We start from the raw sequence: 24968 nt of genomic DNA, 5'->3' as shown, positions 1-24968 counted from the left end.
TTGATACGACTGTGCTCAAGTTTGCGAACTTGACACTCTTTCCCTCACGTATCAGGAGAGACGGAATGCCCGAAGACTTCACTTCCTCGACCGGATCCGACGACGCCGGCAGCTCGTTCGACGAGTTCCTCGCGCGTTATCTGGCCGGCGAGCGCGCCCGCGCGGAGCGGTCGATCGACCTGAGCCGCTTCCTCGGAGCGCGCACGCAGGAGCTGCTGCAGCGAGCCGGGGCGTACGCCCTCGGGCGTGGTCAGCGCGAGCTCGACGCACTGCACGTCCTGCGCGTGCTCGCCGACGAGGCTCCGGCCTCAGAAGCGATCGAGCGCGTCGGCGCCGACCCGCGCGCGATCGTCCGCGCCACCGAGGAGCGCCTGCCCGCCGCCTCGTCGGCCGCCGACATCGACGGCGCCGTCATCACGCCGTCCGTGCAGCGCGCGCTGTTCCACGCGTTCCAAGTGGCGCGTTCGTCGGGCTCGACCTACGTCGACCCCGAGCACCTCTTCTTCGCCCTCGTGCTCGCGCAGGACACCCCGGCCGGCCAGGTGCTGGCCCGTGCCGGCGTCACCGCCGAGGCGTTGACGGAGGCCTTGCGCGAGACAGGCGGTCCCGGCGGTGCGGGCGTCACCGCGACGGACTCGCAGTCGGATGCCGCGGCATCCGACACCCCGATGCTCGACACCTTCGGCACCGACCTGACGGACCGCGCAGCGGCCGGAGAGCTGGATCCGGTCATCGGTCGCGAGGACGAGATCGAGCAGACGATCGAGATCCTCAGCCGGCGCACCAAGAACAACCCGGTGCTCGTCGGCGAAGCCGGTGTCGGCAAGACCGCGATCGTGGAGGGGCTCGCCCAGGCGATCGTCGATGGGGCGGTGCCCGAGCAGCTGCTCGGCAGGCGGGTGGTCGCTCTCGATCTTCCGGCGATGCTCGCGGGAACGCGTTATCGCGGCGACTTCGAGGAGCGCCTCACCAAGACGATGGACGAGATCTCAGCCCACAAGGGCGAGCTGATCGTCTTCATCGATGAGGTGCACACCGTGGTCGGCGCCGGCGGCGCGGGAGACGGCGGTATGGACGCGGGCAACATCCTGAAGCCTCGTCTCGCGCGCGGTGACCTGCACCTGGTGGGCGCGACGACGCTCAAGGAGTACCGCGTCATCGAGAAGGACCCCGCGCTCGAGCGCCGGTTCCAGCCGGTCAAGGTCGGCGAGCCGTCCGTGGAGGACGCCGTGCTGATCCTGCACGGCCTGAAGCCCGCGTACGAGGAGCACCATGGCATCGTCTACACCGACGACGCGATCCGCGCCGCCGTCGAGCTGAGCGACCGGTACCTGACCGAGCGGGTGCTGCCCGACAAGGCGATCGACCTGATCGACCAGGCGGGTGCGCGGCTGAGGCTGCGCCTCGGCGCGCAGATCGACGTGAGCGGGCTCCTCGAGCAGCTCGCGATGCTGGAGGCCGACAAGAACGCCGCCGTCTCGGCCGAGCACTACGAAGAGGCGTCTCGCATCCGCGACCGGATCGCCGCGGTCCAGGCGAAGATCGACGTGGCGATGCGCCCGAACCAGGGGAATTCCGTTCAGACCGGGGGCGACGCCCCAGGTTTCGACGCAGATCCCCGGTCTCGGCGCGAGAACGGTGACGCGATGTTCGGCGAGTCCCGTGTCGTGGGCGAGCCCGAGATCGCCGCCGTGATCAGCCGGGCCACCGGCATCCCGGTCAACCGCCTCACCGAGACCGAGCGCGAGCGTCTGGCGACCCTCGAGAGCGAGCTGCACGACCGCGTGATCGGTCAGGACGACGCGGTCGCCGCCGTCGCCAAGGCCGTGCGTCGCAACCGCACGGGCATGGGCGACGCGCACCGGCCGGTGGGCTCGTTCCTGTTCCTCGGGCCGACGGGTGTCGGCAAGACGGAACTCGCCAAGGCGCTCGCGGGGTCGCTCTTCGACGACGACACCGCGGTGATCCGCTTCGATATGAGCGAGTTCGGCGAGCGGCACACGGTGTCGCGTCTGGTCGGCGCCCCTCCGGGATACGTCGGATACGACGAAGCCGGGCAGCTGACCGAGCGCGTACGGCGCAACCCCTATTCGATCGTGCTGTTCGACGAGATCGAGAAGGCCCACCCCGATGTGTTCAACCTGCTGCTGCAGGTGCTCGACGACGGGCGCCTGACCGACGGTCAAGGGCGCACGGTGGACTTCCGCAACACCGTGGTCGTGATGACCTCCAACCTCGGCTCGGAGTTCCTGGCATCGCGCGGCGGCGGCATCGGGTTCCTCGCCGATGGCGGCGGGACGACGGGCTTCGGCTCGGAGAAGGACCTGCGCGATCGGGTCTTCGGCAAGCTCCGCGAGGCGATGCGGCCCGAGTTCCTCAACCGCATCGACGAGATCGTGCTCTTCCGCAAGCTCGAGAAGCCCCAGCTGCGGAGCATCGTGCGCCTGCTGCTCGGGTCGTCCAAGGCGCGGCTGGCCAAGCGCGAGGTCTCGCTCGTGGTCACGGATGCCGCGATCGACTGGATCGCCGAGCACGGGTACGAGCCCGAGTACGGCGCCCGGCCGCTTCGCCGGCTGATCCAGCGCGAGGTCGATGACCGCATCGCCGACGCGTTCGTCACGGGCGCGCTCGACGGCGGCGGTGCAGTGACGGTGGATGCCGCGGGCGACGCGCTGACGGTGCACTCGGCGTCCTCGCTCACCGTCGCCGCATAGCGGGGGTCACGGCGCCGTTCATCCGCTTCGGCGGGCGGGGCGGGCTCGTAAGTCACGTGCCGGCCGGCAAGGCAGTCGAGGGATGCTTCACCGGCTCGTCGCCGGACGGGTCGAGGCGAGCGGGAACAAGAACGAGAGGCCGGGTCCATCAAGGCCCGGCCTCTCGTTGCGCGTTCCCGCCTATGCGCAGATTGGGCGACACGCCCGGGCGGAGCGAAACACTCTGAAACGGAATTTCCGAACAGTGCTTGCGATTTGTTCTCCTGTGATGGTGAGTTCTACAGCATTGGCCGAGCACGACCTCTGGATCGACGCGCGCCGCAAGAAGGTGACCGCCCTCGACGGTGCCCTCTCGCTGGTTCTGACGCACTGGTCGCCCGCGGGCGACCCGCCCGTCGACGACGTGACCGCGCGAGAAGGCCAGCCGGCCGACGCCGTACTCACCCGCCTGCAGCGGGCCGATATCGAGACGGGCGCCACGCAGGAGGGGTATCGCATCTGGCGGCAGGACTCTCCCGCGCAGCAGGCCTTCCACGAGATCGAGTACTACGATCACGACCCGGCCTGGGTTCTCCCCGGTCGGTTCGAGCTGGTCGACGATGAGCGCGTCGTGCCGTTCGAGCACATCAAGGACGACGGCGCCACCCGCGGCTTGCCCGTGTCGGGCGACCTGGTGTTCGAGGTCGAGGGCACCGAGTACCGGCTCAACGCATTCGACACGAACTACGGCGGCAGCTCGAAGCTGCAGCTCGTCTTCGGCGACCGCACCAACGGCGTGGAGAGCTACGGGGCCGGGCGCTTCCTGTTCCTGGACCACCCCGCTTTCGATGCCCCCGGCACGGACCGGGAGCTCGCGCCGGGTGACAGCATCCCGATCACGATCGACTTCAACCGTGCGACGGTGCCGCCGTGCGGGTTCTCGAACCAGATGAACTGCCCGCTGCCGCCGCTGCAGAACCGACTTCCGTTCCCGCTTCGCGCCGGTGAGAAGCGCGTGCGGTTCGCCGACGGCTTCCGTCTCTGAGGTCGCGGGCACGGCGCCCGAACCAGTACGACCTGGACGGCCCGCACGCACTTGCATCCCGCACGACCCGCACGCACCAGCATCCCGCACGCACCAGCATCCCGCACGACCCGCACGCACCACCCGTTCTCTCCCCACAGTGAAGGACCCTGACGTGATCGCACGCCATCGCCGCCGCATTCCCGTGGCCATCGCCGCCGCAGCCGCCGGACTCCTCGTCCTCGCCGGATGCGCCTCGGGCACGACTGCCGAGTCGTCGGCTTCCGCCGCCGCCGACCCCACCGCCGAGATCGTGGTGGGCTCGCAGAACGAGCCGACCAACCTCGACCAGATCTTCGGCGGCAGCTCGGGCGTCACCGAGGTGTTCACCGGCAACGTCTACGAAGGCCTGTTCAAGATCACCGACGACGCGTCGGTCGAGCCGCTCCTCGCGGCCGAGACCGAGGTGTCGGAGGACGGCCTCGTCTACACCTTCACGCTGCAGGACGGCGCGACCTTCCACTCGGGTGACCCCGTCGATGCCGAGGCTGTGAAATACAGCCTCGAGCGCTTCGTGAGCGAAGAGTCGATCGCGGCGCGCAAGCGCCAGCTGAGCGTCATCGACCATGTCGACGTCGTCGACGAGCAGACGGTCGCGGTGACGCTGAAGCAGCCGTCGATCAGCTTCACCTACAACCTCGGCTACGTGTGGATCGTCAACCCCGTTGCCGGAGACCTCACCGCGAGCGAGGACGGCAGCGGCCCGTACCAGCTCGCGGACTACCGCAAGGGCGACTCGATCTCGCTCGAGCTGGCCGAGGGCTACTGGGGCGAGGCGCCCGCCAACGGCGCCGTCGTCTACCAGTACTACGCCGACCCGACCGCGCTGAACAATGCGCTGCTCACCGGAGCGGTCGACCTCGTCACGAGCCAGTCGAACCCCGACAGCCTCGCCGAGTTCGAGTCGGCCGGCTTCGAGATCATCGAGGGCACGTCCACCACGAAGGAGCTCCTCGCGTTCAACGACCGCGTCGAGCCGTTCAGCAACGTCGAGGTGCGCAAGGCCATCTACTCCGCGATCGACCGTGAGAAGCTGCTCGACGCGATCTGGGACGGCCGCGGCCAGCTCATCGGCTCGATGGTCCCGCCCTCGGAGCCGTGGTACATCGACCTCGCCGACAACAACCCGTACGACGTCGACCTCGCCGAGGAGCTGCTCACCGACGCGGGCTACGCCGACGGCTTCACCTTCACGCTCGACACCCCCGACTCGGGCGTGCACTCGACGGTGGCCGAGTTCGTGAAGTCCGAGCTGGCGAAGATCGGCGTCACGGTCGAGATCAACGTCATCACCGACGACGAGTGGTACCAGAAGGTGTACACCGATAAGTCGTTCGAGGCGACCCTGCAGGGCCACGTCAACGACCGCGACATCAACTTCTACGGCAACCCCGACTTCTACTGGGGCTACGACAACGCCGACGTGCAGACGTGGCTGGCGGACTCGGAGGCCGCGGCATCCGCCGACGAGCAGACCGAGCTCGTGAAGAAGGCGAACCAGCAGATCTCGGATGACGCCGCGAGCGTCTGGCTCTACCTCAACCCGCAGCTGCGCATCGCGGCCGAGGGCATCAGCGGGGTGCCGCAGAATGGCCTGAACTCCCTGTTCTACGTGTACGACATCGAGAAGGCGGCATCATAGGCCGATACCTGCTCCGACGAACAGGATTGCTGCTGCTGGCGTTCGCGCTGGCGGCGACGATCCTGTTCGTCGTGCTGCGCGTGCTCGGCAATCCGGTGTTCGCCCTCATCTCGGTCGGGGCGACGGATGCCGACATCGCGGCCGCAGCGGCCCGTCTGGGCGTGGACCGGCCGATCTGGGAGCAGTACTTCGAGTATCTCCGCCAGCTCGTCACCCTCGACCTCGGGCAGTCCTTCACCAACCGCCTGTCGGTCGGCGACGAGATCATGCGTCGCCTGAACGTGACCCTTCCACTCACTCTGCTGTCCTTCCTGCTCGCCGTGCTGATCGCCGTGCCGGTCGGATTCTTCGCGGCGTGGAAGTCGCGCACCTGGTACGGCGCGACCTTCTCCACCCTGTCGCAGGTCGGGGGAGCGGTGCCGGTCTTCTGGGTCGGCATCCTGCTCGTGGCCGTGCTCTCGCTGGGCTGGCGGGTGTTCCCGGCCGGTGGATTCCCGCGCACGGACTGGGCGGACCCGGGCGCCGCGCTGTATTCGCTCGTGCTCCCCGTCGTCACCATCGCGCTGGTCGCGGGCAGCGACCTGGCACGGTATGTCCGCAGCGCCACGCTCGACATCCTGGGGCAGCAGTACATGCGTGCCGCGCGCGCCACCGGACAGAGCTTCGGCACGGCGCTGCGCCGCCACGGCGTGCGCAACGCCGTCGTCCCGGTGATCTCGATCCTGGCGATCATGCTGTCGACGACATTCGTCGGCGCGGTCGTGATCGAACGGGTGTACGCCCTGCCCGGCCTCGGCGACATGCTCCTGGTCGGGATCAAGGAGCAGGACTTCCCGAGCGTGCAGGGCGTGCTGCTGTTCTCGACCGCTCTCGTGCTGCTCCTCGGGTTCGCGGCCGACATCATCCAGCGGCTCATCGACCCGCGCCTGCGCGACTCGCTATCCGGCAACCGTCGCACGGCTCCGGCTCCCGCCGCGACGGTGCCGGCGAGCCCGGCGCCGGCGCCGTCCACGGGGGCGTCCGCATGACTGTCACCATCCCCACCGAGTCCGTGGCGGGTCCGCCGCCGGATCCGGCGGCGGCACCCGCATCACCGCGGGGCCGGTCGCGCACGCGCCGGTCGGTCAACCTCGCCGTGGGCGGCATCCTGTTCGGCGTGATCGTCGTGATCGCCGTGGTGTCGCTGTTCTGGACCCCCTACGCGCTCGACGACACGACCGGCGGACGCCTCGTCGCGCCGTCGCCGGAGTACTGGGCGGGCACCGACCGTCTCGGGCACGATCTGTTCTCGCAGCTGATGGTCGGCGCCCGGCTCGCGCTGGTCGTCGGCTTCGGCTCGGTCCTCATAGCGGCCGTCGTCGGGATCACCCTGGGTCTTGTCGCGGCCGTCGCCAACCGCTGGCTGGACGATGCCATCTCGAGCCTCCTCGACATCGCGATCGCGTTCCCGACCCTCCTGCTCGCGATGCTGATCGTCGCGTGGCGCGGGGCGTCGACCGAGTCGGCCATCCTCGCGATCGGGTTCGCCGGAGCGGCGATCATCGCGCGTCTCACGCGCGTCACCACGACGCGCGTGCTCGCGCAGGACTTCATCACCGCCTCCCGCACCTCCGGCACGGGACCCTGGCGCCTGATCGGGCTCCACGTGCTCCCGAACGTCTGGCCGACGCTCGTGGTGCCGCTCGCACTGCAGTTCGGCGGCGCGGTCGTGGCCGAGGCATCCCTGTCGTATCTGGGGCTCGGCTCGCCGCCACCCAACGCGTCGTGGGGACGGATGCTCCAAGAAGCCCAGGGCACGGTGCTCGTGGCGCCGACCGCCGCGATCCTTCCCGGCATCCTGCTCGTCGCGACGATCATCGGCATGAACCTGCTCGCCGACGGCCTGCGCGATGTCGCCGACCCCGCTTCGAGGAGCATCCGATGACCGCGCTGCTGACACTCGACCACCTCGGTGTGCGCTTCCAGAGCGCGGATGGCGCCGCGCACAGCGACCTCGTCGAGTCGGTCTCATTCGCCCTGCAGCCGGGCGAGCGGCTGGGGATCATCGGCGAGTCCGGATCGGGCAAGTCGCTGACCGCCCTTGCGATCCTCGGCCTGCTGGCGCACCCGCTCGTGGCGCACGGACACGCTCTGCTGACCACTCCGAGCGGCGAGGTCGACGTCGTCACCGCGTCGCAGCGCCGCCTCGACGGCGTGCGCGGTTCGGTGGTCAGCGCCGTCTTCCAGGAGCCCCTGGCCTCACTCGATCCGCTCATGCGGATCGGCAAGCAGCTGGCGTGGCCGCTCTCGCACCATCGTGGGCTGCGCGGCGACGCGCTGCGCCGCGCGGTGCTCGACGCGCTCGTGGACGTGCAGTTGACGAACCCCGAGCGCATCGCCCGCTCGTACATCCACGAGATCTCGGGCGGCCAGCGCCAGCGCGTGGCCATCGCGCTCGCGCTGGCGGCAGAGCCGCGCCTGCTCATCGCCGACGAGCCCACGACCGCTCTCGACGTCACCGTGCAGGCCGGCGTCCTCGAACTGCTGCAGCGCGAGGTCGAGGAGCGCGGCATGACGCTGATCTTCGTGAGCCACGACCTGCCCGTGGTCGCCGGGATCACCGATCGCGTACTGGTGCTGCGGGGTGGGCGGCAGATCGAGCTGGCCGACACCACGACCCTGCTCACTGCGCCGGCAGCGACGTACACGCAGACGCTGGTGGCGGCATCCCGTCAGCTGGATGCGTTCCTGCCGACGATCGAAGGAGCATCATGACGGATGCCTGGACCCCGGCCCAGCCACGCGCCGCGGTGCTCCGCGCCGACCGCGTGGAATTCCGCTATCGGGACGACGCGCCCGTGCTTCACGGCGTCTCGCTCGAGGTGGCACCGGGGGAGAGCCTGGGGCTGGTGGGCGAGTCCGGCGCGGGAAAGACCACCCTGCTGCGGATCCTGCTCGGCCTCGCCGCACCGACCGCCGGTCGCGTGCTCTTCGACGCAGAGCCGCTGGACCGACGCGATCGCACGGGGATGCGTGCGTTCCGCCGAGCGGTGCAGCCGGTGTACCAGGACCCGTTCTCGTCGCTGGATCCGCGCGTGCGTGTCGGCGACTCGATCGCCGAGCCGATCCGCTCGCTCGGGCTGGGGCTCACTCGCGACGAGCGGTCCGCGCGGGTCGCCGAGCTGCTGCGGTCGGTCGATCTGCCGACGGATGCGGCATCCCGCTTTCCCGATGCCTTCTCGGGCGGGCAGCGCCAGCGCATCGCGATCGCGCGTGCCCTCGCCCCCGAACCGCGCGTGCTGCTGGCCGACGAGCCGGTGAGCGCCCTCGACACCTCGGTGAGGATGACGGTGATCGAGCTCTTCCAGCGCCTCGCCCGCGAGCGCGGCATCGCGATGGTGCTGGTCTCGCACGATCTCACGATCGTGTCGGCGCTGTGCGCGCGGATGGCGGTGCTGGAGGGCGGACGCATCGTCGAGCAGGGGCCGACCCCGCGCGTGCTCGCGCACCCCGAGCATCCCTATACGACGCGACTGCTGTCGGCGGTGCCGCGCCTGCCCGCCGCCTGAGCCCGCCGGGCTCGAGGCTCCGGCGCCCATGGCCGGGACCCGTTCGCGCCCGGACCGCCCCCGTCACGGACGGTCCGAGCCGCTGTTCGGTCGAGGGGACCATCCCTGGCACAGTGGACGTATGACCCGCATCGGCGCGATCTTCAATCCGTACACCCATTCCCCTGATGAGTTCCGCGCAGCCGTGCTCGCTGCCGAAGAGGCCGGCGTGCCGGAGCTGTGGGTGTGGGAGGACTGCTTCCGGCAGTCGGCGTTCGCCACGGTCGGCGCCGCGCTCGCGTGGACCGAGCGCCTGAGGATCGGGGTCGGGATCTCGCCGATGCCGTTGCGCAACGTCGCGGCCACCGCGATGGAGATCGCGACGATCGAGCGGCTGTTCCCGGGACGACTGCTGCCCGGAGTCGGGCACGGCGTGCTGCCGTGGATGGCGCAGGTCGGCGCGCGCGTCGCGTCGCCGCTCACTCTGATGCGCGAATACGTCCCCGCGCTGCGCGGTCTGCTGGCAGGCGACCAGCTCGACGTCGCCGGCCGCTACGTCACCCTCGACGGCGTACGGCTCGACTATCCGCCGGCGACGCCGCCGCGCGTGTACGCCGCCGCCGAAGGCCCCAAGACCCTGGTGCTCAGCGGCGAGGTCGCCGACGGCACCGTGCTCGACAGCGGACATACGGCGGCCGAGTACGCCGCTGCGGTGGCGCAGATCGCGGAGGGGCGGTCTGCGGCGGGTCGCTCCGGCGCGCACGATCACGTGGCATACGTGGTGACGGCCTTCGGAAAGGATGCCGAGGCGCGAGCGATCGCAGACGTGGGCGACCGCCCGGATCCGGCCGAACGCGCGCTCTGGGGAGATCCGGCGCAGGTCGCGGCGGGCGCGCGGGCGTTCTTCGACGCCGGCGTCGATGAGGTCGTCCTGCTTCCTTCCTCGCGCGTCGACCTGATCGAGTTCTACGCTGCGACGGGAGAGGTCGCGCGTCTCGTGGAAGGGGCGCAATGAGCCGATCACGCGCCGCCCGCCGCTCTGCGTCGACCTCCGCCGTCCGGGTCACACGAGATGTCGCTCGCTGGGTGCTCGGAGTACTGCTGCTCGTCGCCGGCCTCTCGCACCTCACGTGGGGACGGCGCGGGTATCGCATCGTCGTCCCCGACTGGGCGACACGGCTGCTGCGCACCGACAAGGACATGATCGTGGTCGCCTCGGGTGCCGTAGAGGTCGCGCTCGCCGGCGCCCTCGTCGTGCTTCCCGCGGATCGCACGCGCATCGGATGGATCGTCGCGGCGTTCTTCGTAGCCGTGTTCCCCGGAAACGTCCATCAGTGGCGCACGGGACGTCCTGCTCCGATGCTGCGCACCGATCGCGCCCGCTTCGTGCGCCTGCTGCTGCAGCCGGTCCTCGTGCTCTGGGCGCTGTGGAGCACTCGTGAAGGCCGCGGCGGCCGAGGCTCCGCGCGGTGAGTCCCCCGATCGCGGTTATCGCCGGCGCCTCGGGCTTCGTCGGCACAGCGCTGACGCGGGCCCTCGCCGACGACGGGTACGAGGTGCGGACGATCGGCCGCGCGCGGGCCGACGTCCGCTGGGACGATGGCGACGGCATCCGTCGTGTCGTGGACGGTGCCGATCTCGTCGTCAACCTGGCGGGCAAATCGGTGAACTGCCGTTACACCGACCCGAACCGAGACGAGATCCTGCGCTCGCGTGTCGAGACGACGCGGCTGCTGCGGGATGCGATCGCGGATGCGGCGGCCCCGCCCGCGCTGTGGCTCAACGCCAGCACCGCCACGATCTACCGTTACGCCCTGGACCGTCCGCAGACCGAGGCCGAAGGTGAGTTCGGCGAGGGCTTCTCGGTCGACGTCGCCCGCGCCTGGGAAGACGAGCTCTTCGCGGGGGAGCTGCCAGAGACGCGCCGGGTCGCATTGCGGATGGCGATCGTGCTCGGCGACGGACCGGCGACCGAGACCCTGGTGCGCCTCGCACGCCTGGGGCTCGGCGGCACGCAGTACGACGGCTGGTGGTTCCCGCATCGACGGTACCGGGGCATCGGCGCGCACCCGACCGGTGGAGAACGGCCGCCGTGGCATCGCTCTCGCGGCCGGCAGCGATTCAGCTGGATCCACATCGACGATGTCGTGGGTGCCGTTCGCTTCATCCGCGATCGACCCGCGATCACCGGTCCCGTGAACCTCGCCGCCCCGATGGCGAGCGACAACCGCACCCTGATGGCCACGCTGCGCCGGATCGTCGGCGCACCGGTCGGCCTTCCCGCCTGGCGGTTCATGCTCGAGCCGGCGATGTGGGTGCTGCGCACCGAGCCCGAGCTGATCGTCAAGAGTCGCTGGGTGCTGCCCGGCGTGCTGACCTCTGCCGGATACGGCTTCGCACACTCCGACCTCGACGGGGCTCTGCGCGCCGTGGTGCACCCGCGGGCAGAGTCTGCCTGATCTCGTAACCCTTCTCCTGCGCGCCGCGACGTGACGAGTGTCGCCGCCCGGTGCGACAATGCGGGAATGCTGCTGCACGAGCTGGTGAGCGCGACGGATGCCGTGGCCTCGACGTCATCGCGACGGGCCAAGATCGCCGCCCTCGCCGGAGCGCTGAGCGACCTCGATGCCGACGAGATCGCTCCGGCGATCGGCTTCCTCGTCGCCCGACCCCGACAGGGGCGCATCGGAGTCGGGTGGCGGGGCCTCGCCAACCTCGACGTCGCACACGCGGCCGAGCCCTCGCTGACCGTGCTCGACGTCGACACGGCCCTCGAGCGGCTCGCCCGTTCGGACGGACCGGGATCCGTCGCCGCGCGAAAGGGAGAGCTCGACGTCCTCGCCGGGAGGGCCACCGCCGACGAGTGGGACTTCGTCTCGCGGGTCATCCGCGGAGAGCTGCGCACCGGCGCACTGGAGGGCGTGCTGCTGGACGCGATCGCGAAGGCGGCAGGGCGGGAGGCGGCGACCGTGCGCCGCGCGGCGATGCTCTCGGGCGATCTCGGCGAGACCGCGCGCCTGGCACTCACCGGCAGCGCCGACGACCTCGCCGCGGTCGGCCTCGAGGTCGGGCGCCCCGTGCAGCCGATGCTGGCCTCGACGGCGGCGACGGTGAGCGAGGCTCTCGACGTCGTCGGAGGAGAGGCATCCGTCGAGTACAAGCTCGACGGTGCGCGCATCCAGGTGCACCGCGACGGCGACGACATCCGCGTCTACACACGCAACCTCGCCGACATCACCCACCGGGTCCCCGAGATCGTCGCGGCTGTGCAGGCGCTGCCCGCCCGGCGTGTGATCCTCGACGGCGAGACCCTCTCACTCGATGAGGACGGCGGGCCGCGGCCGTTCCAGGACACGATGGCGCGGTTCGGAACGGACGGCGCCGCGGCGACCCTGCTTCGGCCATGGTTCTTCGACATCCTGCATCTGGACGGGCGCGACCTCATCGACGAGCCGCTGGCGACGCGGCTGGACCTGCTCGAGCGGATCGCGGGACCTGCGCGAATCCCCGGAATCGTGACGGCCGACTCCGCACGAGCCGAGGAGTTCTCGCGCGAGGCCCTCGAAGCCGGGCACGAGGGCGTCATGATCAAGGCCGTCGACTCGCCTTACGCGGCGGGGCGCCGCGGCAAGAGCTGGGTCAAGGTGAAGCCCGTACTCACGTACGACCTGGTGGTGCTCGCCGTGGAGTGGGGCTCCGGCCGCCGCACCGGGCTGCTGTCGAATCTGCATCTGGGCGCGATCGATCCCGAGGGCGAGTTCGGCGAACCCGGCGGCTTCGTCATGGTCGGCAAGACCTTCAAAGGCCTCACCGATGAGCTGCTGCGCTGGCAGACTGCGCACTTTCCGACCATCGAGACGCACCGCTCGTCGTACGCCGTGCACGTGCGGCCCGAGACCGTCGTCGAGATCGCGATCGACGGTGTGCAGCGCTCGACGCGCTATCCGGGCGGCGTCGCCCTGCGGTTCGCGCGGGTCAAGGGGTATCGCCCCGACAAACGGCCCGACGAGGCCGACACGATCCAGACGCTGCGGGCACTGCTTCGCGGCTGAATCTCCTCCGCGCGGGCGCGGGGGAATCCTGCTCCTCACGGTCGGGCGACGCCGTACCGGTGCTCCGGACGCCCGGTCGAGCCGTACCGCAATCGCACCTCGACCTGGCCGCGGGTCGCGAGCGCGGCGAGGTGGCGCTGTGCGGTCGCCCGCGAGATGCCGACGCGGTCGGCGATCTCGGCCGCCGAGGCCTCCTCGTCGCCGAGGCCTTCGAGGATCAGCTGCTCGGTGGCCGAACGCGAGACGCTCGCAGGCTCTGCGCCGCCGTGCAGGATCGACATCGCACGGTCGAGCTGGTCCTGTTCGAGCGGACGATCGGACTGCAGAAGATTGCGCATACGCGCGTAGCGGTCGAGACGGTCCGCGAGCACCCGTGCCTCGAACGGCTTCGCCAGGTAGGCGAACGCCCCGGCGCGCAGGGCTCGGCGGACGGTGGCGGCATCCGTCGCGGCCGACAGCACGAACGCGTCGACGTCGGCGCCGGCCACGAACTCGATGCCGTCGCCGTCGGGGAGGAACGCGTCGACGAGAAGCAGATCGGGCCTCTGACCCCGCACCGCCTGACGCGCGGCGCCGAGAGAGTGCACGGGGTCGAGGGCAGAGAAGCCCGGCCTCGCAGCCACGACGTCGCGGTGCAGGCCCGCGACACGGAAGTCGTCATCGACCACGAGCACGCGGATGGGGTCGGTCATGAGCTCTCCTCGTCGGTGGGGCGCAGCACGCCCGGAATGCGCGCGCCGAAGACGGCTCCACGCCCCTCGCCGCCCGGGTCGATCACCCAGACCTCGCCGCCCAGCCGCCGGGCCAGGTCGCGCGACAGCGGAAGGCCGAAGCCGCGCCCGTGGACGGCATCCGGATCGCGGTGCTCGGGTGCGGGCCTCGCCTGTGCACGCGCACGATCGTCGGTGCGGCGCACGAACGGGTCGATGCCGGGCGGGATGCCGTCGCCGGAGTCCGCGACGGTGAGCACGAGCTCTTCCCGGTCGCCCAGCAGTGCGACCTCGACCCACGCGGATGAGTCGCCGGCGGCGGGAGCGGGAACCCCGGCACGGGTCCCGTCCACCCGGCCGACGGCCGCGCGGACCGACGCCGCGAGGGCATTGTCGAGCAGATTGCCGAGGATCGCGGCGACGTCCTCGACCGCATCGAGCGTTCCGAGCAGCAGGGTGTCCTCCGACACGCGCACGCTCACCCCGCGCTCCCGGGCGGTGAGCGCCTTCGCGCCGAGCAGCGACTGCAGGAACGGGTCGGGCACCCGCTCGATGCCCGGCACCGCGAAGTCGACGGATCCGCGGGCGAGCAGATCGCCGAGGAACGCGCGGGCGTCGGGAACCCGCTCGGCGTCGAGGAGCCCCGCCGCGACATGCAGCCGATTGGCGAACTCGTGGCGCTGCACGCGCAGCGCCTCGGTCATGGCGCGCACCGACTCGAGCCGGGTCGCGAGCGCCTCGACATCGGTGCGGTCGCGCACCACGATGACGTCGCCGAGCGACTGCGCACCCCGCGTGACGGGGCGGGAGTCCACGTAGAGCACCCTGTCGCCGATGACGACCCCGCCCCGCGCCCGCCCGGAACGGATGTCGTCGACGGCATCGGGCGCGAGCGCGAGATCATGGAACGAGCGCCCGATCGGGTCGTCGAGGCCCAGCATCCGCTCGGCTGCGGTGTTGCACACGCGGACCGTGCCGTCGACGTCGAGCGCTATCACCCCGTCGCCGACGCCGTCGAGCACCGCCGTTTGATTCTGCACGAGCGCGACGAGTTCCTCGGGCTGCACCCCGAGCGTCAGGCGCTCGAACCTGCGGCGCAGCAGCAGGGTGGTCAGGGTCGCGAGAGCGAGGGCGCCGACGGCGACGACGGCGATCGACAGGGCGAGCGCCGGCAGGTCGTCGAACACGCTCGCACGCTCGAACCCCACACTCACCTCGCCCACCGGGGCGCCGCCGTCGTCCGGAAGGACCGGGACCTTCGCGCGCGCGGACTCGCCGAGGGTTCCCACCTCCCAGTCGACGATCTCGTTGCCCTCGAGCACCTCTTCGAATGGCGTCGAGACGACCTGCCCGAGAAGATCCTCGTTCGGGTGGGCGAGACGGATGCCGTGATCATCGGTGATCACGACGAACAGTGCGTCGGTGCGTTCGGCCACGTCGGTCGCGAGGAGCTGCAGCGTGCCACCGCGCAGATCCGCGGCATCCGGAGTGCCCGGGTCGGCCGAGAACGCGGAGACCAGCGTTTTCACGTCGGGATCCTCGGCGACGGTGCGGGCGATGTTGAGGGCGGATGCCTCGGATTCGGCGCGCAGCTGGCGCACCGCGAGCCAGCCGAACACGACCGTGCAGACCACGACGACGGCGGTGACCGTCGCCAGCTGCACGAGCAGCAGGCGGGTCGCGAAGCGCACGTCACCTCCCGCGTCGATCGGGCGCACCCGAGCAGAATGCGCAGAACACACGCTACGCGCACAACGCGCGGCAATGCGAGATAGCGCGCACCGCGCGCGCATCGGCGCCTACTGTCGCGGGAGCGCACCTTCCGGTGCGACGCGCGACGCAGCACGAGACGCAGCACCCGATGCCGCACACGACGAAGGAGTCGAAATGAACATCGCAGCGCCCCTGACGATCATGGCCGCCGAGGCCGAGGCCTACGATACGGCGTTCCTTCCCCCCGACGGGGTGCTCGTGGCGCTCGGCTTCACCATGGTGCTGGTGTTCATGGCACTCATCATGACGCGGCGCCTCACGCCGATGGTGGCGCTGATCCTGGTGCCGACCGTCTTCGGGCTCTTCGCGGGTGCCGGACTCGGACTCGGCGAGATGATCATCGACGCGATCGGCACGATGGCGCCTACGGCCGCGCTGCTGATGTTCGCGATCATGTACTTCGGAATCATGATCGACGTCGGTCTGTTCGACCCGCTCATCCGCTTCATCACGCGGCTGCTCGGCGACGACCCCGCCAAGGTCGTCCTCGGCACGGCGCTCCTCGCCGGAGCAGTCTCGCTCGACGGCGACGGTTCGACGACGTTCATCATCACGACGTCGGCCATGCTGCCGATCTATCTGCGCCTGGGCATGAGCCCGGTCGTGCTCACCTGCGTCGCCGGGCTCATGAACGGCACGCTCAACATCGTGCCGTGGGGTGGTCCGACGGTGCGCGCCGCGACCGCGCTCGGACTGCAGCCCACCGACGTGTTCGTCCCGATGCTCCCGTCGCTGGCCGCCGGCGTCGTGATCGCGCTGACGTTCGCATGGTTCCTGGGACTCGGCGAACGCAAGCGCATCGGCCAGATCGACTCGACACGCCTCGACGGCGGGGGAGGGCCGGGCGCTGCGAAGATCTTCCGCGACGCAGGCGCCAAGCCGGGCGCCCGTGCGACGCTGCGCACCGGAAACATCGTGACGGTCGCCGGCGGCCACGGCGGTGCTCCGGCCGCCACGGCCCTGATCGACCGCGAAGACACCGCGATGGCCGACACGATCCTCGACCCGAACAGGGCGACGCTGCGGCCCAAGCTCATCTGGTTCAACCTCGTCCTCACTGCCGCGGTCATGGTGCTCCTGGTGCTGGACCTGTTCCCGCTCGCCTACGTCTTCATGGTCGGAGCCGGCGTCGCGCTGCTCGTCAACTTCCCGAAGCTGAAGGGCCAGGCCGACGAGATCGTCGCGCACGCTCCCAGCATCGTCGGCGTGGTCTCGATGGTCCTCGCCGCCGGCGTGCTCGTGGGGGTGCTCAACGGCACCGGCATGGTCGATGCGATGGCCGGCTGGATCACCACCGTGATCCCGGCGTCGCTCGGGCCGTTCCTGGCCGTGATCACCGGCATCCTGTCGATCCCGTTCACGTTCTTCATGTCGAACGACGCGTTCTACTACGGCATCCTGCCGGTGCTCGCCCAGAGCGCAGCGCACTTCGGGATCGAACCGGTCGAAATGGCTCGCGCCTCGATCACCGGCCAGCCGGTGCATCTGCAGAGTCCGCTCGTGCCCGCCATTCTGCTGCTCGTGTCGCTGGCGAGCGTGAACCTCGGCGATCACCACAAGAAGGTGCTCTGGCGCGCCGGCGTCGTCTCGCTCTCGATGCTCGCCGTCGGAGTCCTGGTGGGCGCCATCCCGTTCATGGCCTAGCCGCACGGCCCGCCGGCGCCCGCCGGCCGGAGCGCCGCGATGCGCATGCGACAGACTGGTCGCATGCGCATCGTCGTGCTGACCGGCGCCGGCATCTCGGCCGAGAGCGGAGTGCCCACCTTCCGCGATGCGGGCGGGCTCTGGGAGGGGCACCGTGTCGAAGACGTCGCCACCCCCGAGGGCTTCGAGCGCGACCCCGACACGGTGCTGCGGTTCTACGACGCCCGACGTCGCGCGGTGGCCTCGGTCATCCCCAATCCTGCTCACCGGGCGCTCGCCCGGCTGGAGGGGGCGATCGGATCCGACCTGCTCGTGGTCACCCAGAACGTCGACGATCTGCACGAGCGGGCAGGCAGTCGCAGGCTCGCGCACATGCACGGCGAACTGCGCCGGGCGCTGTGCACCTCGTGCGGTGCGCGACCGCGCGAGGATCGAGACCTCCTCGACCGGCCGGCATGCCATGAGTGCGGCGAGCGGATGCTGCGCCCCGACGTCGTGTGGTTCGGCGAGATGCCCTACGAGCTGGACCGCATCGAGCAGGCGATCGTGGCGTGCGATGTGTTCGTCTCGATCGGAACATCCGGCGCGGTGTACCCCGCGGCGGGGTACGTCGCTCTCGCCGCCGCGTTCGGCGCCCGCACCGTCGAACTCAATCTCGAGCCGAGCGACGCCGTGGTGCCGTTCGACGACGCGCGCGCGGGACGCGCGAGCGACCTCGTGCCCGCGTGGGTCGATGAGATCCTGCGAGGCCTCTCGACGCGCTGAGCACGTGCGTGCTCACCACCGAACGCGACAGCGCCGGGTGGATAAGTCCACCCGGCGCTGTCGCATTCATCGATCGTGTTACGTTCTGCCGCCACCCGAGCGCAGACGCGAGAGCGCGTCGACGGTCGCGGCGAGGATCAGCACGCCGCCGGTCACGAGCAGGTTGACGCCCGCCGGCAGGTTGAGCAGTCCGAGGCCGTTGGTGATCACCGCGATCACCAGGGCGCCGATCGCGGCGTGGACGAGCCGGCCGCGTCCGCCGAAGAGGCTGACACCGCCGACCACGGCTGCCGCGACGCCCGACAGGACGATGTCACGGCCCACGGTGGCGTCGACCGAGCCGACACGCGAGACGCTGAGCAGCGCGGCGAAGACCGCGAGGCTCGAGCAGATCACGAACGCCCACCACTTGATCCAGCGCACCTTCACGCCGGAGCGACGCGCGGCCTCGGCGTTGCCGCCGATCGCATAGAGGTAGCGGCCGAACTTGGTGCGGTCCAGCACGAACGTGCCGATCCAGAGGATCACCAGCACGATCGGCACGACGTTCGGGACACCCGCGACCTCGACCACGGACTGGCCGCGGTTCTGGTTGAGGACGAACACGACGATCCCCCCGATGACGGCGATCGCGGCGAGTTTGATGAACACCAGCGAGATCGCCCGGTTGGGCACGCCCGCACGGGTGCGCCGGGCGCGGTCGAAGAACGCCGTTCCGGCCGAGATCGCGAGCATGATCACGAGCATCGCCCACCCGGCCCACACGGGCAGGTTGCCGTTCTGCAGTGCGATGAGCTCAGGAACCTCGATGCGGAACAGGCCGCCGGGTCCGATGACCACGAGGGCGAGTCCCTGCAGGCCGAGGAACAGACCCAGTGTCACGACGAACGAGGGGATGCCGACCCTCGCGACGAAGAAGCCTATGAGGGCGCCGATGAGGAATCCGAACCCGAAGCCGATCAGCAGCGCGAGCGGCCATGGGACGCCCTGCGACGCCATCACGACGAACAGCGCCATGCCGACGCCGCCGGTGACGCCGGCGGACAGGTCGATCTCGCCGAGCAGCAGCACGAACACCAGCGCCATCCCGAGAACGACGAGGGTGGCGGCCTGATTGAGCAGATTGGCGAAGTTGCGCTCGGTGAGGAAGAACGGGCTGAGGGTCGAGAACAGGATGCCGAGAACGACGAGGCCGCCGACGGCCGGCAGGGCTCCCATGTCGCCGCCACGGACACGCTGCCACCAGGCTCGCACCTGGTCGCCGAGTCCGCCTTCGACACCACTGCCGATGAGGTCGCTGGCGACGGGGTCGGGCGCGGCTTGGGTCCGGGTCGCGTTGCTGCTCATTCGGTGCCTCCTTCAGTGCGGATCGTCTCGGTGTTGACGATCTGGACGCCGCCGAGGGTCTTGGTGCCGGTGATGTAGCCCACGACGTCGTCGCGGGTGGTCTCGCTGGTCGGGATCTGCGCGACCATCTGGCCGAGGTAGAGCACGGCGATGTCGTCGGCGACCTGGAAGACGTCGACCAGGTTGTGGCTGATGAGCACGACGGCGACGCCCTGCTCGGAGAGCCGCTGGACGAGATTGAGCACCTGCTCGGTCTGGGCGACGCCCAGCGCGGCGGTCGGCTCGTCGAGGATCACCACGCGTGCCTTCTTCAGCACGGCGCGGGCGATCGCGACGGTCTGGCGCTGTCCGCCCGACAGGCTCGAGACCTTCTGGCGCACCGACTTCACGGTGCGCACCGACAGCGAGCGCAGCGTGTCGGACGCGTCCTTCTCCATGCGACCCTCGTCGAACGTGCCGAACGAGATCTCTTCGCGGCCGAGGAACATGTTCTGGACGATGTCGAGGTTGTCGCACAGGGCGAGGTCCTGGTACACCACTTCGATGCCCAGGCTCGAGGAGTCCCGCGGCGCGTGCAGGTCGCGGTGCACGCCGTCGATGAGGACTTCGCCTTCGTCGTAGGGCTGAACGCCCGCGAGGCCCTTGATGAGTGTGGACTTTCCGGCGCCGTTGTCGCCGACGAGGGCGGTCACCTTGCCGGGGTGGACTTTGAGGTCGACGCCCTTGAGGACGCTGACCGGGCCGAAGGACTTCTTCACGCCGATCAGCTGGATGATCGGCTCGGTTGCAATGATCGTGTCTGACATGCTCGCTTCCCTGCGATGTCGGTGCCGGATGCATCCCCGTTCGGGATGCAAGGGCGCCGTGAGGGCGCCGCGCCTTTCGACGACGCGACGCCCTCGCGGCGGTGGACCGAGATCTACTCGGTGACTCCGAACTCGGCACAGGCGGCTTCGACGTCCGGGGTGCAGACATCGTCGAACGAGGCGTCGCCCGCGGCGATCACGTCCTTGACCTCGTTCGGGCCCACGAGGACCGGCGTGACCTGGATGTACGGCGTGCCGTCGTCCAGCTCGGCGTCGGCGTCGACGGTCTCACCGCTGAGGAGCGCGATGGCGACCTCGACGGCTGCGGCAGCCTCGTCGGCGACGGGCTTGTAGACGGTGGCCGTCTGCCATCCGAGCAGGATGTTCTGCAGGCCGGCGACGTTGGCGTCCTGACCGGAGACCGCGACACCCTGCAGGTTGTTGTCCTGCAGCACCTTGATGACGCCCGCGGCGTTGGTGTCGTTGGCAGCCCACACGCCGTCGACCGCGCCGCTCAGGCTGGTGAGGGCCTGCTCGAAGTTGGTCTGCGACTTGGCCTGGTCCCAGGCCCCCGGCGGCTCTGCCGCCGGAACGACGCCCGCTTCGGAGAGGACCTCGTCGGCACCGTCGTGGAACATCGCGGCGTTGCCATCGGTGGGGTCTCCACCGATGTAGACGACCGTCGCGTCGGCCGGCGCGACACCGGCGGCCTCGAGACCGTTCAGCACCGTCTGGCCCTGCAGGCGACCGACCTCGACGTTGTCGAACGACACGTAGTAGTCGGCGCCCGTGAAGGGACGGTCGTACGCGATGACCGGGATGCCCTCGGCCTTGGCCTTGGCGGCCACGGCTTCGGCGGCGCCCTGGTAGTCCACGAGCAGCATGACGCCGCAGCCCTGGGTGAGCTGCTGGTCGGCGATCGTCGCGAACTTCGCGACATCACCCTGTGCGTTCTGGATGTCGACCTCGAACCCTGCGGCCTCCAGACCCTCCTGGAGGTACGTGCGGTCGAAGTTCTCCCAGCGCGGCGAGGACGCCGCGTCGGGAAGGATCACGCACGCGCGTCCGGCAGCGTCGCCGCCGCCATCGCCGGTGTCGCTCGGCGTGGAGCCGCCGGCACAGCCGGCGAGCATTACCGCTGCGGCGCCGGTGAGGGCCACCACTGCGGCGAGGGAAGACTTCTTCATCTCTTGCCTTTCGTCGTTGAAGGGTGCGGGCGCCAGGATCATTCGTTCCTGTGCACGTCGCTGATGAGATCCTTTCGGCAACCGTTCTTGGCGTCAAGACTTGAACGTAACGCTTTGGCAACGGCCGGGCACATCGACGTGATCGTCCGGGCGGTGACGGAGTGAGCAAGCGCTTTCCGTGCACAATGCCCTGAAATGGTTCATCTAGGGCGCAAAGTGCGCACCCCGGTATCGATCGTTCTCGGCGAGCGCGGGTGGAGCGTTCGTCAAGTGAAGTCAGTGAGACTCACGCTCGTCCGGACGCCGCGCGTGTGCGCCGCGAGATCGAATCGACGATCACCGCGAGCACGAGCACGACGCCGGTCACCATGAACTGCACCGACGAGTCCAGATTGAGAAGCGTCAGCCCCGACGAGATCGATTGGATGACGACGATCCCGATCAGCGCGGAGAAGGCCGATCCACGACCGCCGAACAGGCTGGTGCCGCCGATCACGGCCGCCGCGATGGCGTTCAGGTTGACGTCGCCGGTGCCCGAACTCTGATTCGCAGAAGCGAGCCTGGCCGCGGCGAGGATCCCGCCGACGGCCGCGAAGGTCGAGCACAGCGCGAAGACCGAGAGGTAGATCCGGTTCACCCGGATCCCCGCACGGCGGGCGGCCTCTACCGACCCGCCCACGGCGTACACCGCGCGGCCCCAGCGCGTGCGCGTGAGGACCGTGTTCATCATCACGACCAGCGCGAGGAAGAACAGGAACATCACGCCCACCCCGCGATAGAGGTTGAGATACCAGGTCGCGACGAGGAGGAAGGCGAGAAGCGCGGCGCTGCGCAGGGCGATCTGGAGGTAGCTCTGACTGTCCAGGGCCGCGGCGGCGCGGCGGCGGGCGCGACGTACGAGCGACCAGGCATATGCGCCGACGGAGAGCACGGCGACGACGTACGACGCCCATGCCGGCAGGAACATCTGCTGGGCGAACTCCACGATCCACGAGTCGAACGGGATCGCGATCGATCCGGTCTCACCCAGCACCCACAGCTGCAGCCCGGCGAACCCGAGAAGCCCCGCGAGAGTGATCACGAAGCTCGGCAGTCCGAACCTCGTGAACAGGAATCCGTAGAGCAGCCCCACCAGGCATCCGATCGCGATGGCCGCCACCAGGGCGATCGCGAGGTGCCACTGCATCTGCACGAACGTGACCGCGAGCACCGCTGCGGCAAGCCCCGAGACCGAGCCGACCGACAGATCGATCTCGCCGAGGAGCAGCACCAGCACCACGCCGAGCGCGATTGTGCCGATGGCCGCGCACTGCATCGTGAGGTTCACGAGATTCTCGCTCGAGAGGAACACGGGGTTGAGGATCTGGAAGACGGTCCAGATCACCACGATGCCGAGCACGACCGGCACGGCGCCCAGATCGCCGCCGCGGATGCGCGCGAGGAACATCGAGAACCTGTCGCCGATGCCGGCCCGGCTCAGCAGGCTGTCGTCGCCGGCATCACGGATGGTGCGTTCCTCGCCGCCCACGCTCATCGGCGCCCGCCCCCGCGCGCGTCGGGGGAGCGTCGTGAGCCGGCCGGAGGCATCCTGATCACCGTTCCGCCCTGCGTGGTCTCGGGCAGCTCGTCGTCGGGGTCGGCGCCGTGGTCGGCGGACGGTCCCGGCGGCTCGGGTTCTTCGCGGGGCGGGGGCAAGACCGGTCGACCGACGGCACGGCGCGTCACCGAGTTGTCGGCCGCACCGGTGATGGCGGCGATCAGGGTCTCGCTGGTGACTTCGGCGACGTTGTAGACGCCGTTGTTGCGGCCCAGCCGCAGCACCACGACGCGGTCGGCCACCGCCATCACATCGGCCATGTTGTGGCTGATCAGGATGACGCCGTGCCCGCGTTCGCGCAGCCGCTCGATGAGATTCAGCACTTCGGCGGTCTGAGCGACGCCGAGCGCCGCCGTCGGCTCGTCCAGGATCACGATGCGAGGGTCGCCGATGAGCGACCGGGCGATCGCGACGGTCTGTCGCTGGCCGCCCGAGAGGGAGGCGACGGGCACGCGCACCGATGGGATCTTCGCCGACAGCTCGCGCAGCAGCGCCCACGTGCGCTGCTCCATGTCGACCTCGTCGAGAGTCGCACCGTCGACCAGCTCTCGGCCGAGCCAGAGGTTGGCCACCACGTCGAGGTTGTCGCACAGCGCGAGGTCCTGGAAGATCGTCTCGATTCCGAGTTCCTGCGCGTCGGCGGGCGAGTCGATGTGGACGTCGTCGCCGTCGAATTCGATCGTGCCCGCATCGGGAGCGTGCACCCCCGCCAGCACCTTCACCAGTGTCGACTTGCCGGCGCCGTTGTCGCCGACGAGGGCGACCACCTCGCCTTCGCTCACCCAGAAATCCACGTCAGTGAGGGCTTTGACGGCCCCGAACCGCTTGCCGATTCCGCGCATCGTGAGCACGCGTTCGCGCGGACGGGCCGTCCGCGGGTGCGTCATCGACATCTTCGTCCTGCCTTCATGCGATATATCTATCGTCGATCCTCATCGGAGCCTCCCGAACGCGATCCCCATCGCCCATCAGGCTCAGGACCCTACCCGATGCCGGCGGCTTCGCATGCATCGGCGTATACGGGCGTGCAGATGTCTTCGACGCTCCAGAAGCCGTCTGCGACGACCGTGTCCATGATGTCGTCGATCCGTACCGCCACGGGGTCCAGAAGTGTCGTCGGCGTGCCATCGATCTCCATGGGGGCCGTGACCTCTTCGCCGTTCAGCAGAGCGACCGCGACCTGCGCCGCGAGCTCCGCCTGTGGCTTGATCGCCTTGTAGACCGTCATGTACTGGTCGCCCGTGATGATGCGCTGGATGGCTGAGAGCTCGGCATCCTGGCCGGTGACGATCGGCAGGGGGTCGATGTTGGCGACGCGCAGGGCGGCGATCGCGCCGCCGGCGGTGGCATCGTTCGCGGCGTAGACGCCGACGATGGCGTCGCCGTGCTGGGCGATCTGACCCGCCACCCACTCCTGCGCCTTCTCGGGGCTCCATCCGGGCGTGTCGTACTCGGCGAGTACGCGCAGTCCGCTCTCGTCGATGATGTCGTGCGCGCCGCGCTTGAAGAGCGCCGCATTGCTGTCGGTGGGCGAGCCGTTCACCATCAGGATGCCGTCGCTCGACGCGCCGCCGTCTTCGAGGACGCCATCGACGAACGCCGCCGCCTGCAGCTGGCCGACCTTCTGATTGTCGAACGAGATGTAGTACGCGAGGTCGCCGCCGGCCACGAGCCGGTCGTACGAGATGACGGGCACGCCCTTCGCATTCGCCGAGGCGACGATGCTGACCGCCGCGTTCGCGTCGACGGGATCGAGCACGAGCACTCCGGTGCCGGCCGCGAGCGCGGACTCGGCCTGCTGCTGCTGCTTGGCGGCATCTTGATCGGCGTTGGAATAGAGCACGTCGTACTCGCCCAGCTCGGCCACCTTCGCTTCGAACAGGGGTCGGTCGAACGTCTCGTACCGCGCCGTCTTGGCGTCAGGCAGGAGCAGGGCGATCTTGCCCGCCGCGCCGGTGGCGGAGCCGGTGTCGGGAGCACCGGTGCACGCGGCGAGCGACAGGGCGGCGAGCGCGATGACCGAGACCGCAGCTCCCGCACGGCGCACCGGAGGGATGGCCGAAGGGCGCCGCCGCACAGCGAGAGCCGCCACCGCGCGGCGGAGGCTCGGAAGCCCTCTTCCCGTTGTCGGCATCGGAGGA

Annotated in this window: 21 protein-coding genes; 13 read left to right on the top strand and 8 right to left on the bottom strand. The window is 69.8% G+C overall.

Annotation, left to right across the window (positions count from 1 at the left end; genetic code table 11):
• Window positions 1–65: 65 nt before the first annotated feature.
• The 11 genes from KEC57_RS01280 to KEC57_RS01230 all read left to right on the top strand — a co-directional run bounded on the left by KEC57_RS01280 (window position 66) and on the right by KEC57_RS01230 (window position 12998).
• A complete protein-coding gene (locus tag KEC57_RS01280; protein ID WP_229382707.1) occupies window positions 66–2714 on the top strand; it encodes an ATP-dependent Clp protease ATP-binding subunit in 2649 nt (882 codons plus the stop codon).
• 268 nt (window positions 2715–2982) lie between these two features.
• Window positions 2983–3738: a DUF1684 domain-containing protein gene (locus KEC57_RS01275; protein ID WP_229382706.1), complete on the top strand. Its 756-nt coding sequence runs from the start codon at window positions 2983–2985 to the stop codon at window positions 3736–3738.
• Window positions 3739–3892: 154 nt separating this feature from the next.
• Window positions 3893–5419 (top strand): ABC transporter substrate-binding protein, encoded by a 1527-nt coding sequence (locus KEC57_RS01270; protein ID WP_229382705.1) that lies wholly within the window; start codon window positions 3893–3895, stop codon window positions 5417–5419.
• On the top strand, window positions 5413–6447 hold the full coding sequence (locus KEC57_RS01265) for an ABC transporter permease (RefSeq protein WP_308187577.1): 1035 nt from the start codon (window positions 5413–5415) through the stop codon (window positions 6445–6447). The genes KEC57_RS01270 and KEC57_RS01265 overlap by 7 nt, the downstream gene beginning before the upstream one ends.
• Window positions 6444–7343 (top strand): ABC transporter permease, encoded by a 900-nt coding sequence (locus KEC57_RS01260; protein ID WP_229382703.1) that lies wholly within the window; start codon window positions 6444–6446, stop codon window positions 7341–7343. The genes KEC57_RS01265 and KEC57_RS01260 overlap by 4 nt, the downstream gene beginning before the upstream one ends.
• Window positions 7340–8173 (top strand): ABC transporter ATP-binding protein, encoded by an 834-nt coding sequence (locus KEC57_RS01255; RefSeq protein WP_229382702.1) that lies wholly within the window; start codon window positions 7340–7342, stop codon window positions 8171–8173. The genes KEC57_RS01260 and KEC57_RS01255 overlap by 4 nt, the downstream gene beginning before the upstream one ends.
• A complete protein-coding gene (locus KEC57_RS01250; protein WP_229382701.1) occupies window positions 8170–8967 on the top strand; it encodes an ABC transporter ATP-binding protein in 798 nt (265 codons plus the stop codon). The genes KEC57_RS01255 and KEC57_RS01250 overlap by 4 nt, the downstream gene beginning before the upstream one ends.
• Before the next feature lie 121 nt (window positions 8968–9088).
• Window positions 9089–9961, top strand: coding sequence for an LLM class flavin-dependent oxidoreductase (locus KEC57_RS01245; RefSeq protein WP_229382700.1), 873 nt, complete (start codon window positions 9089–9091; stop codon window positions 9959–9961).
• Entirely contained in the window at window positions 9958–10419 is a 462-nt protein-coding gene (locus tag KEC57_RS01240) for a DoxX family protein (RefSeq protein ID WP_229382699.1), read from the top strand. The genes KEC57_RS01245 and KEC57_RS01240 overlap by 4 nt, the downstream gene beginning before the upstream one ends.
• Complete coding sequence (locus KEC57_RS01235) at window positions 10416–11405, top strand: epimerase (RefSeq protein ID WP_229382698.1); 990 nt, start codon at window positions 10416–10418, stop codon at window positions 11403–11405. Before KEC57_RS01240 ends, KEC57_RS01235 begins: the two co-directional genes overlap by 4 nt.
• A 66-nt stretch (window positions 11406–11471) precedes the next feature.
• Window positions 11472–12998: an ATP-dependent DNA ligase gene (locus KEC57_RS01230; protein WP_229382697.1), complete on the top strand. Its 1527-nt coding sequence runs from the start codon at window positions 11472–11474 to the stop codon at window positions 12996–12998.
• A 35-nt stretch (window positions 12999–13033) separates the two neighbouring features.
• Here KEC57_RS01230 and KEC57_RS01225 read toward each other — a convergent pair whose 3' ends face one another.
• Together KEC57_RS01225 and KEC57_RS01220 are read right to left on the bottom strand one after the other, a co-directional pair.
• Complete coding sequence (locus KEC57_RS01225; RefSeq protein WP_229382696.1) at window positions 13034–13690, bottom strand: response regulator; 657 nt, start codon at window positions 13688–13690, stop codon at window positions 13034–13036.
• Entirely contained in the window at window positions 13687–15426 is a 1740-nt protein-coding gene (locus KEC57_RS01220) for a sensor histidine kinase (RefSeq protein WP_229382695.1), read from the bottom strand. The genes KEC57_RS01225 and KEC57_RS01220 overlap by 4 nt, the downstream gene beginning before the upstream one ends.
• Window positions 15427–15622: 196 nt before the next feature.
• Between KEC57_RS01220 and citH the strand changes: the two genes are divergently transcribed.
• Both citH and KEC57_RS01210 read left to right on the top strand, forming a co-directional pair.
• Entirely contained in the window at window positions 15623–17125 is a 1503-nt protein-coding gene (gene citH / locus KEC57_RS01215; protein WP_372456949.1) for a citrate transporter CitH, read from the top strand.
• Window positions 17126–17188: 63 nt separating this feature from the next.
• Window positions 17189–17890: an NAD-dependent deacylase gene (locus KEC57_RS01210; RefSeq protein WP_229382693.1), complete on the top strand. Its 702-nt coding sequence runs from the start codon at window positions 17189–17191 to the stop codon at window positions 17888–17890.
• A gap of 78 nt (window positions 17891–17968) precedes the next feature.
• On the opposite strand, the gene KEC57_RS01205 is transcribed toward KEC57_RS01210, so the two are convergent.
• From KEC57_RS01205 to KEC57_RS01180, 6 genes are all read right to left on the bottom strand, one after another.
• The gene (locus KEC57_RS01205) at window positions 17969–19237 is read right to left on the bottom strand and encodes a sugar ABC transporter permease (RefSeq protein ID WP_229382692.1); all 1269 of its coding nucleotides are present in this window, start codon (window positions 19235–19237) and stop codon (window positions 17969–17971) included.
• Entirely contained in the window at window positions 19234–20043 is an 810-nt protein-coding gene (locus KEC57_RS01200; protein ID WP_229382691.1) for an ATP-binding cassette domain-containing protein, read from the bottom strand. Before KEC57_RS01200 ends, KEC57_RS01205 begins: the two co-directional genes overlap by 4 nt.
• 113 nt (window positions 20044–20156) lie before the next feature.
• Window positions 20157–21230, bottom strand: coding sequence for a sugar ABC transporter substrate-binding protein (locus KEC57_RS01195; RefSeq protein WP_229382690.1), 1074 nt, complete (start codon window positions 21228–21230; stop codon window positions 20157–20159).
• A 286-nt stretch (window positions 21231–21516) separates the two neighbouring features.
• Complete coding sequence (locus KEC57_RS01190) at window positions 21517–22764, bottom strand: sugar ABC transporter permease (RefSeq protein WP_229382689.1); 1248 nt, start codon at window positions 22762–22764, stop codon at window positions 21517–21519.
• The gene (locus KEC57_RS01185; protein ID WP_372456930.1) at window positions 22761–23720 is read right to left on the bottom strand and encodes an ATP-binding cassette domain-containing protein; all 960 of its coding nucleotides are present in this window, start codon (window positions 23718–23720) and stop codon (window positions 22761–22763) included. Before KEC57_RS01185 ends, KEC57_RS01190 begins: the two co-directional genes overlap by 4 nt.
• An 89-nt stretch (window positions 23721–23809) precedes the next feature.
• Complete coding sequence (locus KEC57_RS01180) at window positions 23810–24961, bottom strand: substrate-binding domain-containing protein (protein WP_229382688.1); 1152 nt, start codon at window positions 24959–24961, stop codon at window positions 23810–23812.
• Between the last annotated feature and the right edge of the window lie 7 nt (window positions 24962–24968).

The sequence above is a fragment of the Microbacterium allomyrinae genome (assembly GCF_020682705.1).
GTDB lineage: Bacteria > Actinomycetota > Actinomycetes > Actinomycetales > Microbacteriaceae > Microbacterium > Microbacterium allomyrinae.
This window is presented reverse-complemented; position numbering and strand designations above follow the sequence as displayed.

Coding starts and splice junctions, on each gene's coding strand:
- KEC57_RS01205 (WP_229382692.1), bottom strand. CDS start 19,237: ATGAGCAGCAACGCGACCCGGACCCAAGCCGCGCCCGACCCCGTCGCC.
- KEC57_RS01195 (WP_229382690.1), bottom strand. CDS start 21,230: ATGAAGAAGTCTTCCCTCGCCGCAGTGGTGGCCCTCACCGGCGCCGCA.
- KEC57_RS01230 (WP_229382697.1), top strand. CDS start 11,472: ATGCTGCTGCACGAGCTGGTGAGCGCGACGGATGCCGTGGCCTCGACG.
- KEC57_RS01255 (WP_229382702.1), top strand. CDS start 7,340: ATGACCGCGCTGCTGACACTCGACCACCTCGGTGTGCGCTTCCAGAGC.
- KEC57_RS01250 (WP_229382701.1), top strand. CDS start 8,170: ATGACGGATGCCTGGACCCCGGCCCAGCCACGCGCCGCGGTGCTCCGC.
- KEC57_RS01275 (WP_229382706.1), top strand. CDS start 2,983: ATGGTGAGTTCTACAGCATTGGCCGAGCACGACCTCTGGATCGACGCG.
- KEC57_RS01225 (WP_229382696.1), bottom strand. CDS start 13,690: ATGACCGACCCCATCCGCGTGCTCGTGGTCGATGACGACTTCCGTGTC.
- KEC57_RS01200 (WP_229382691.1), bottom strand. CDS start 20,043: ATGTCAGACACGATCATTGCAACCGAGCCGATCATCCAGCTGATCGGC.
- KEC57_RS01245 (WP_229382700.1), top strand. CDS start 9,089: ATGACCCGCATCGGCGCGATCTTCAATCCGTACACCCATTCCCCTGAT.
- KEC57_RS01240 (WP_229382699.1), top strand. CDS start 9,958: ATGAGCCGATCACGCGCCGCCCGCCGCTCTGCGTCGACCTCCGCCGTC.
- citH (WP_372456949.1), top strand. CDS start 15,623: ATGGCCGCCGAGGCCGAGGCCTACGATACGGCGTTCCTTCCCCCCGAC.
- KEC57_RS01180 (WP_229382688.1), bottom strand. CDS start 24,961: ATGCCGACAACGGGAAGAGGGCTTCCGAGCCTCCGCCGCGCGGTGGCG.
- KEC57_RS01260 (WP_229382703.1), top strand. CDS start 6,444: ATGACTGTCACCATCCCCACCGAGTCCGTGGCGGGTCCGCCGCCGGAT.
- KEC57_RS01185 (WP_372456930.1), bottom strand. CDS start 23,720: ATGTCGATGACGCACCCGCGGACGGCCCGTCCGCGCGAACGCGTGCTC.
- KEC57_RS01190 (WP_229382689.1), bottom strand. CDS start 22,764: ATGAGCGTGGGCGGCGAGGAACGCACCATCCGTGATGCCGGCGACGAC.
- KEC57_RS01280 (WP_229382707.1), top strand. CDS start 66: ATGCCCGAAGACTTCACTTCCTCGACCGGATCCGACGACGCCGGCAGC.
- KEC57_RS01210 (WP_229382693.1), top strand. CDS start 17,189: ATGCGCATCGTCGTGCTGACCGGCGCCGGCATCTCGGCCGAGAGCGGA.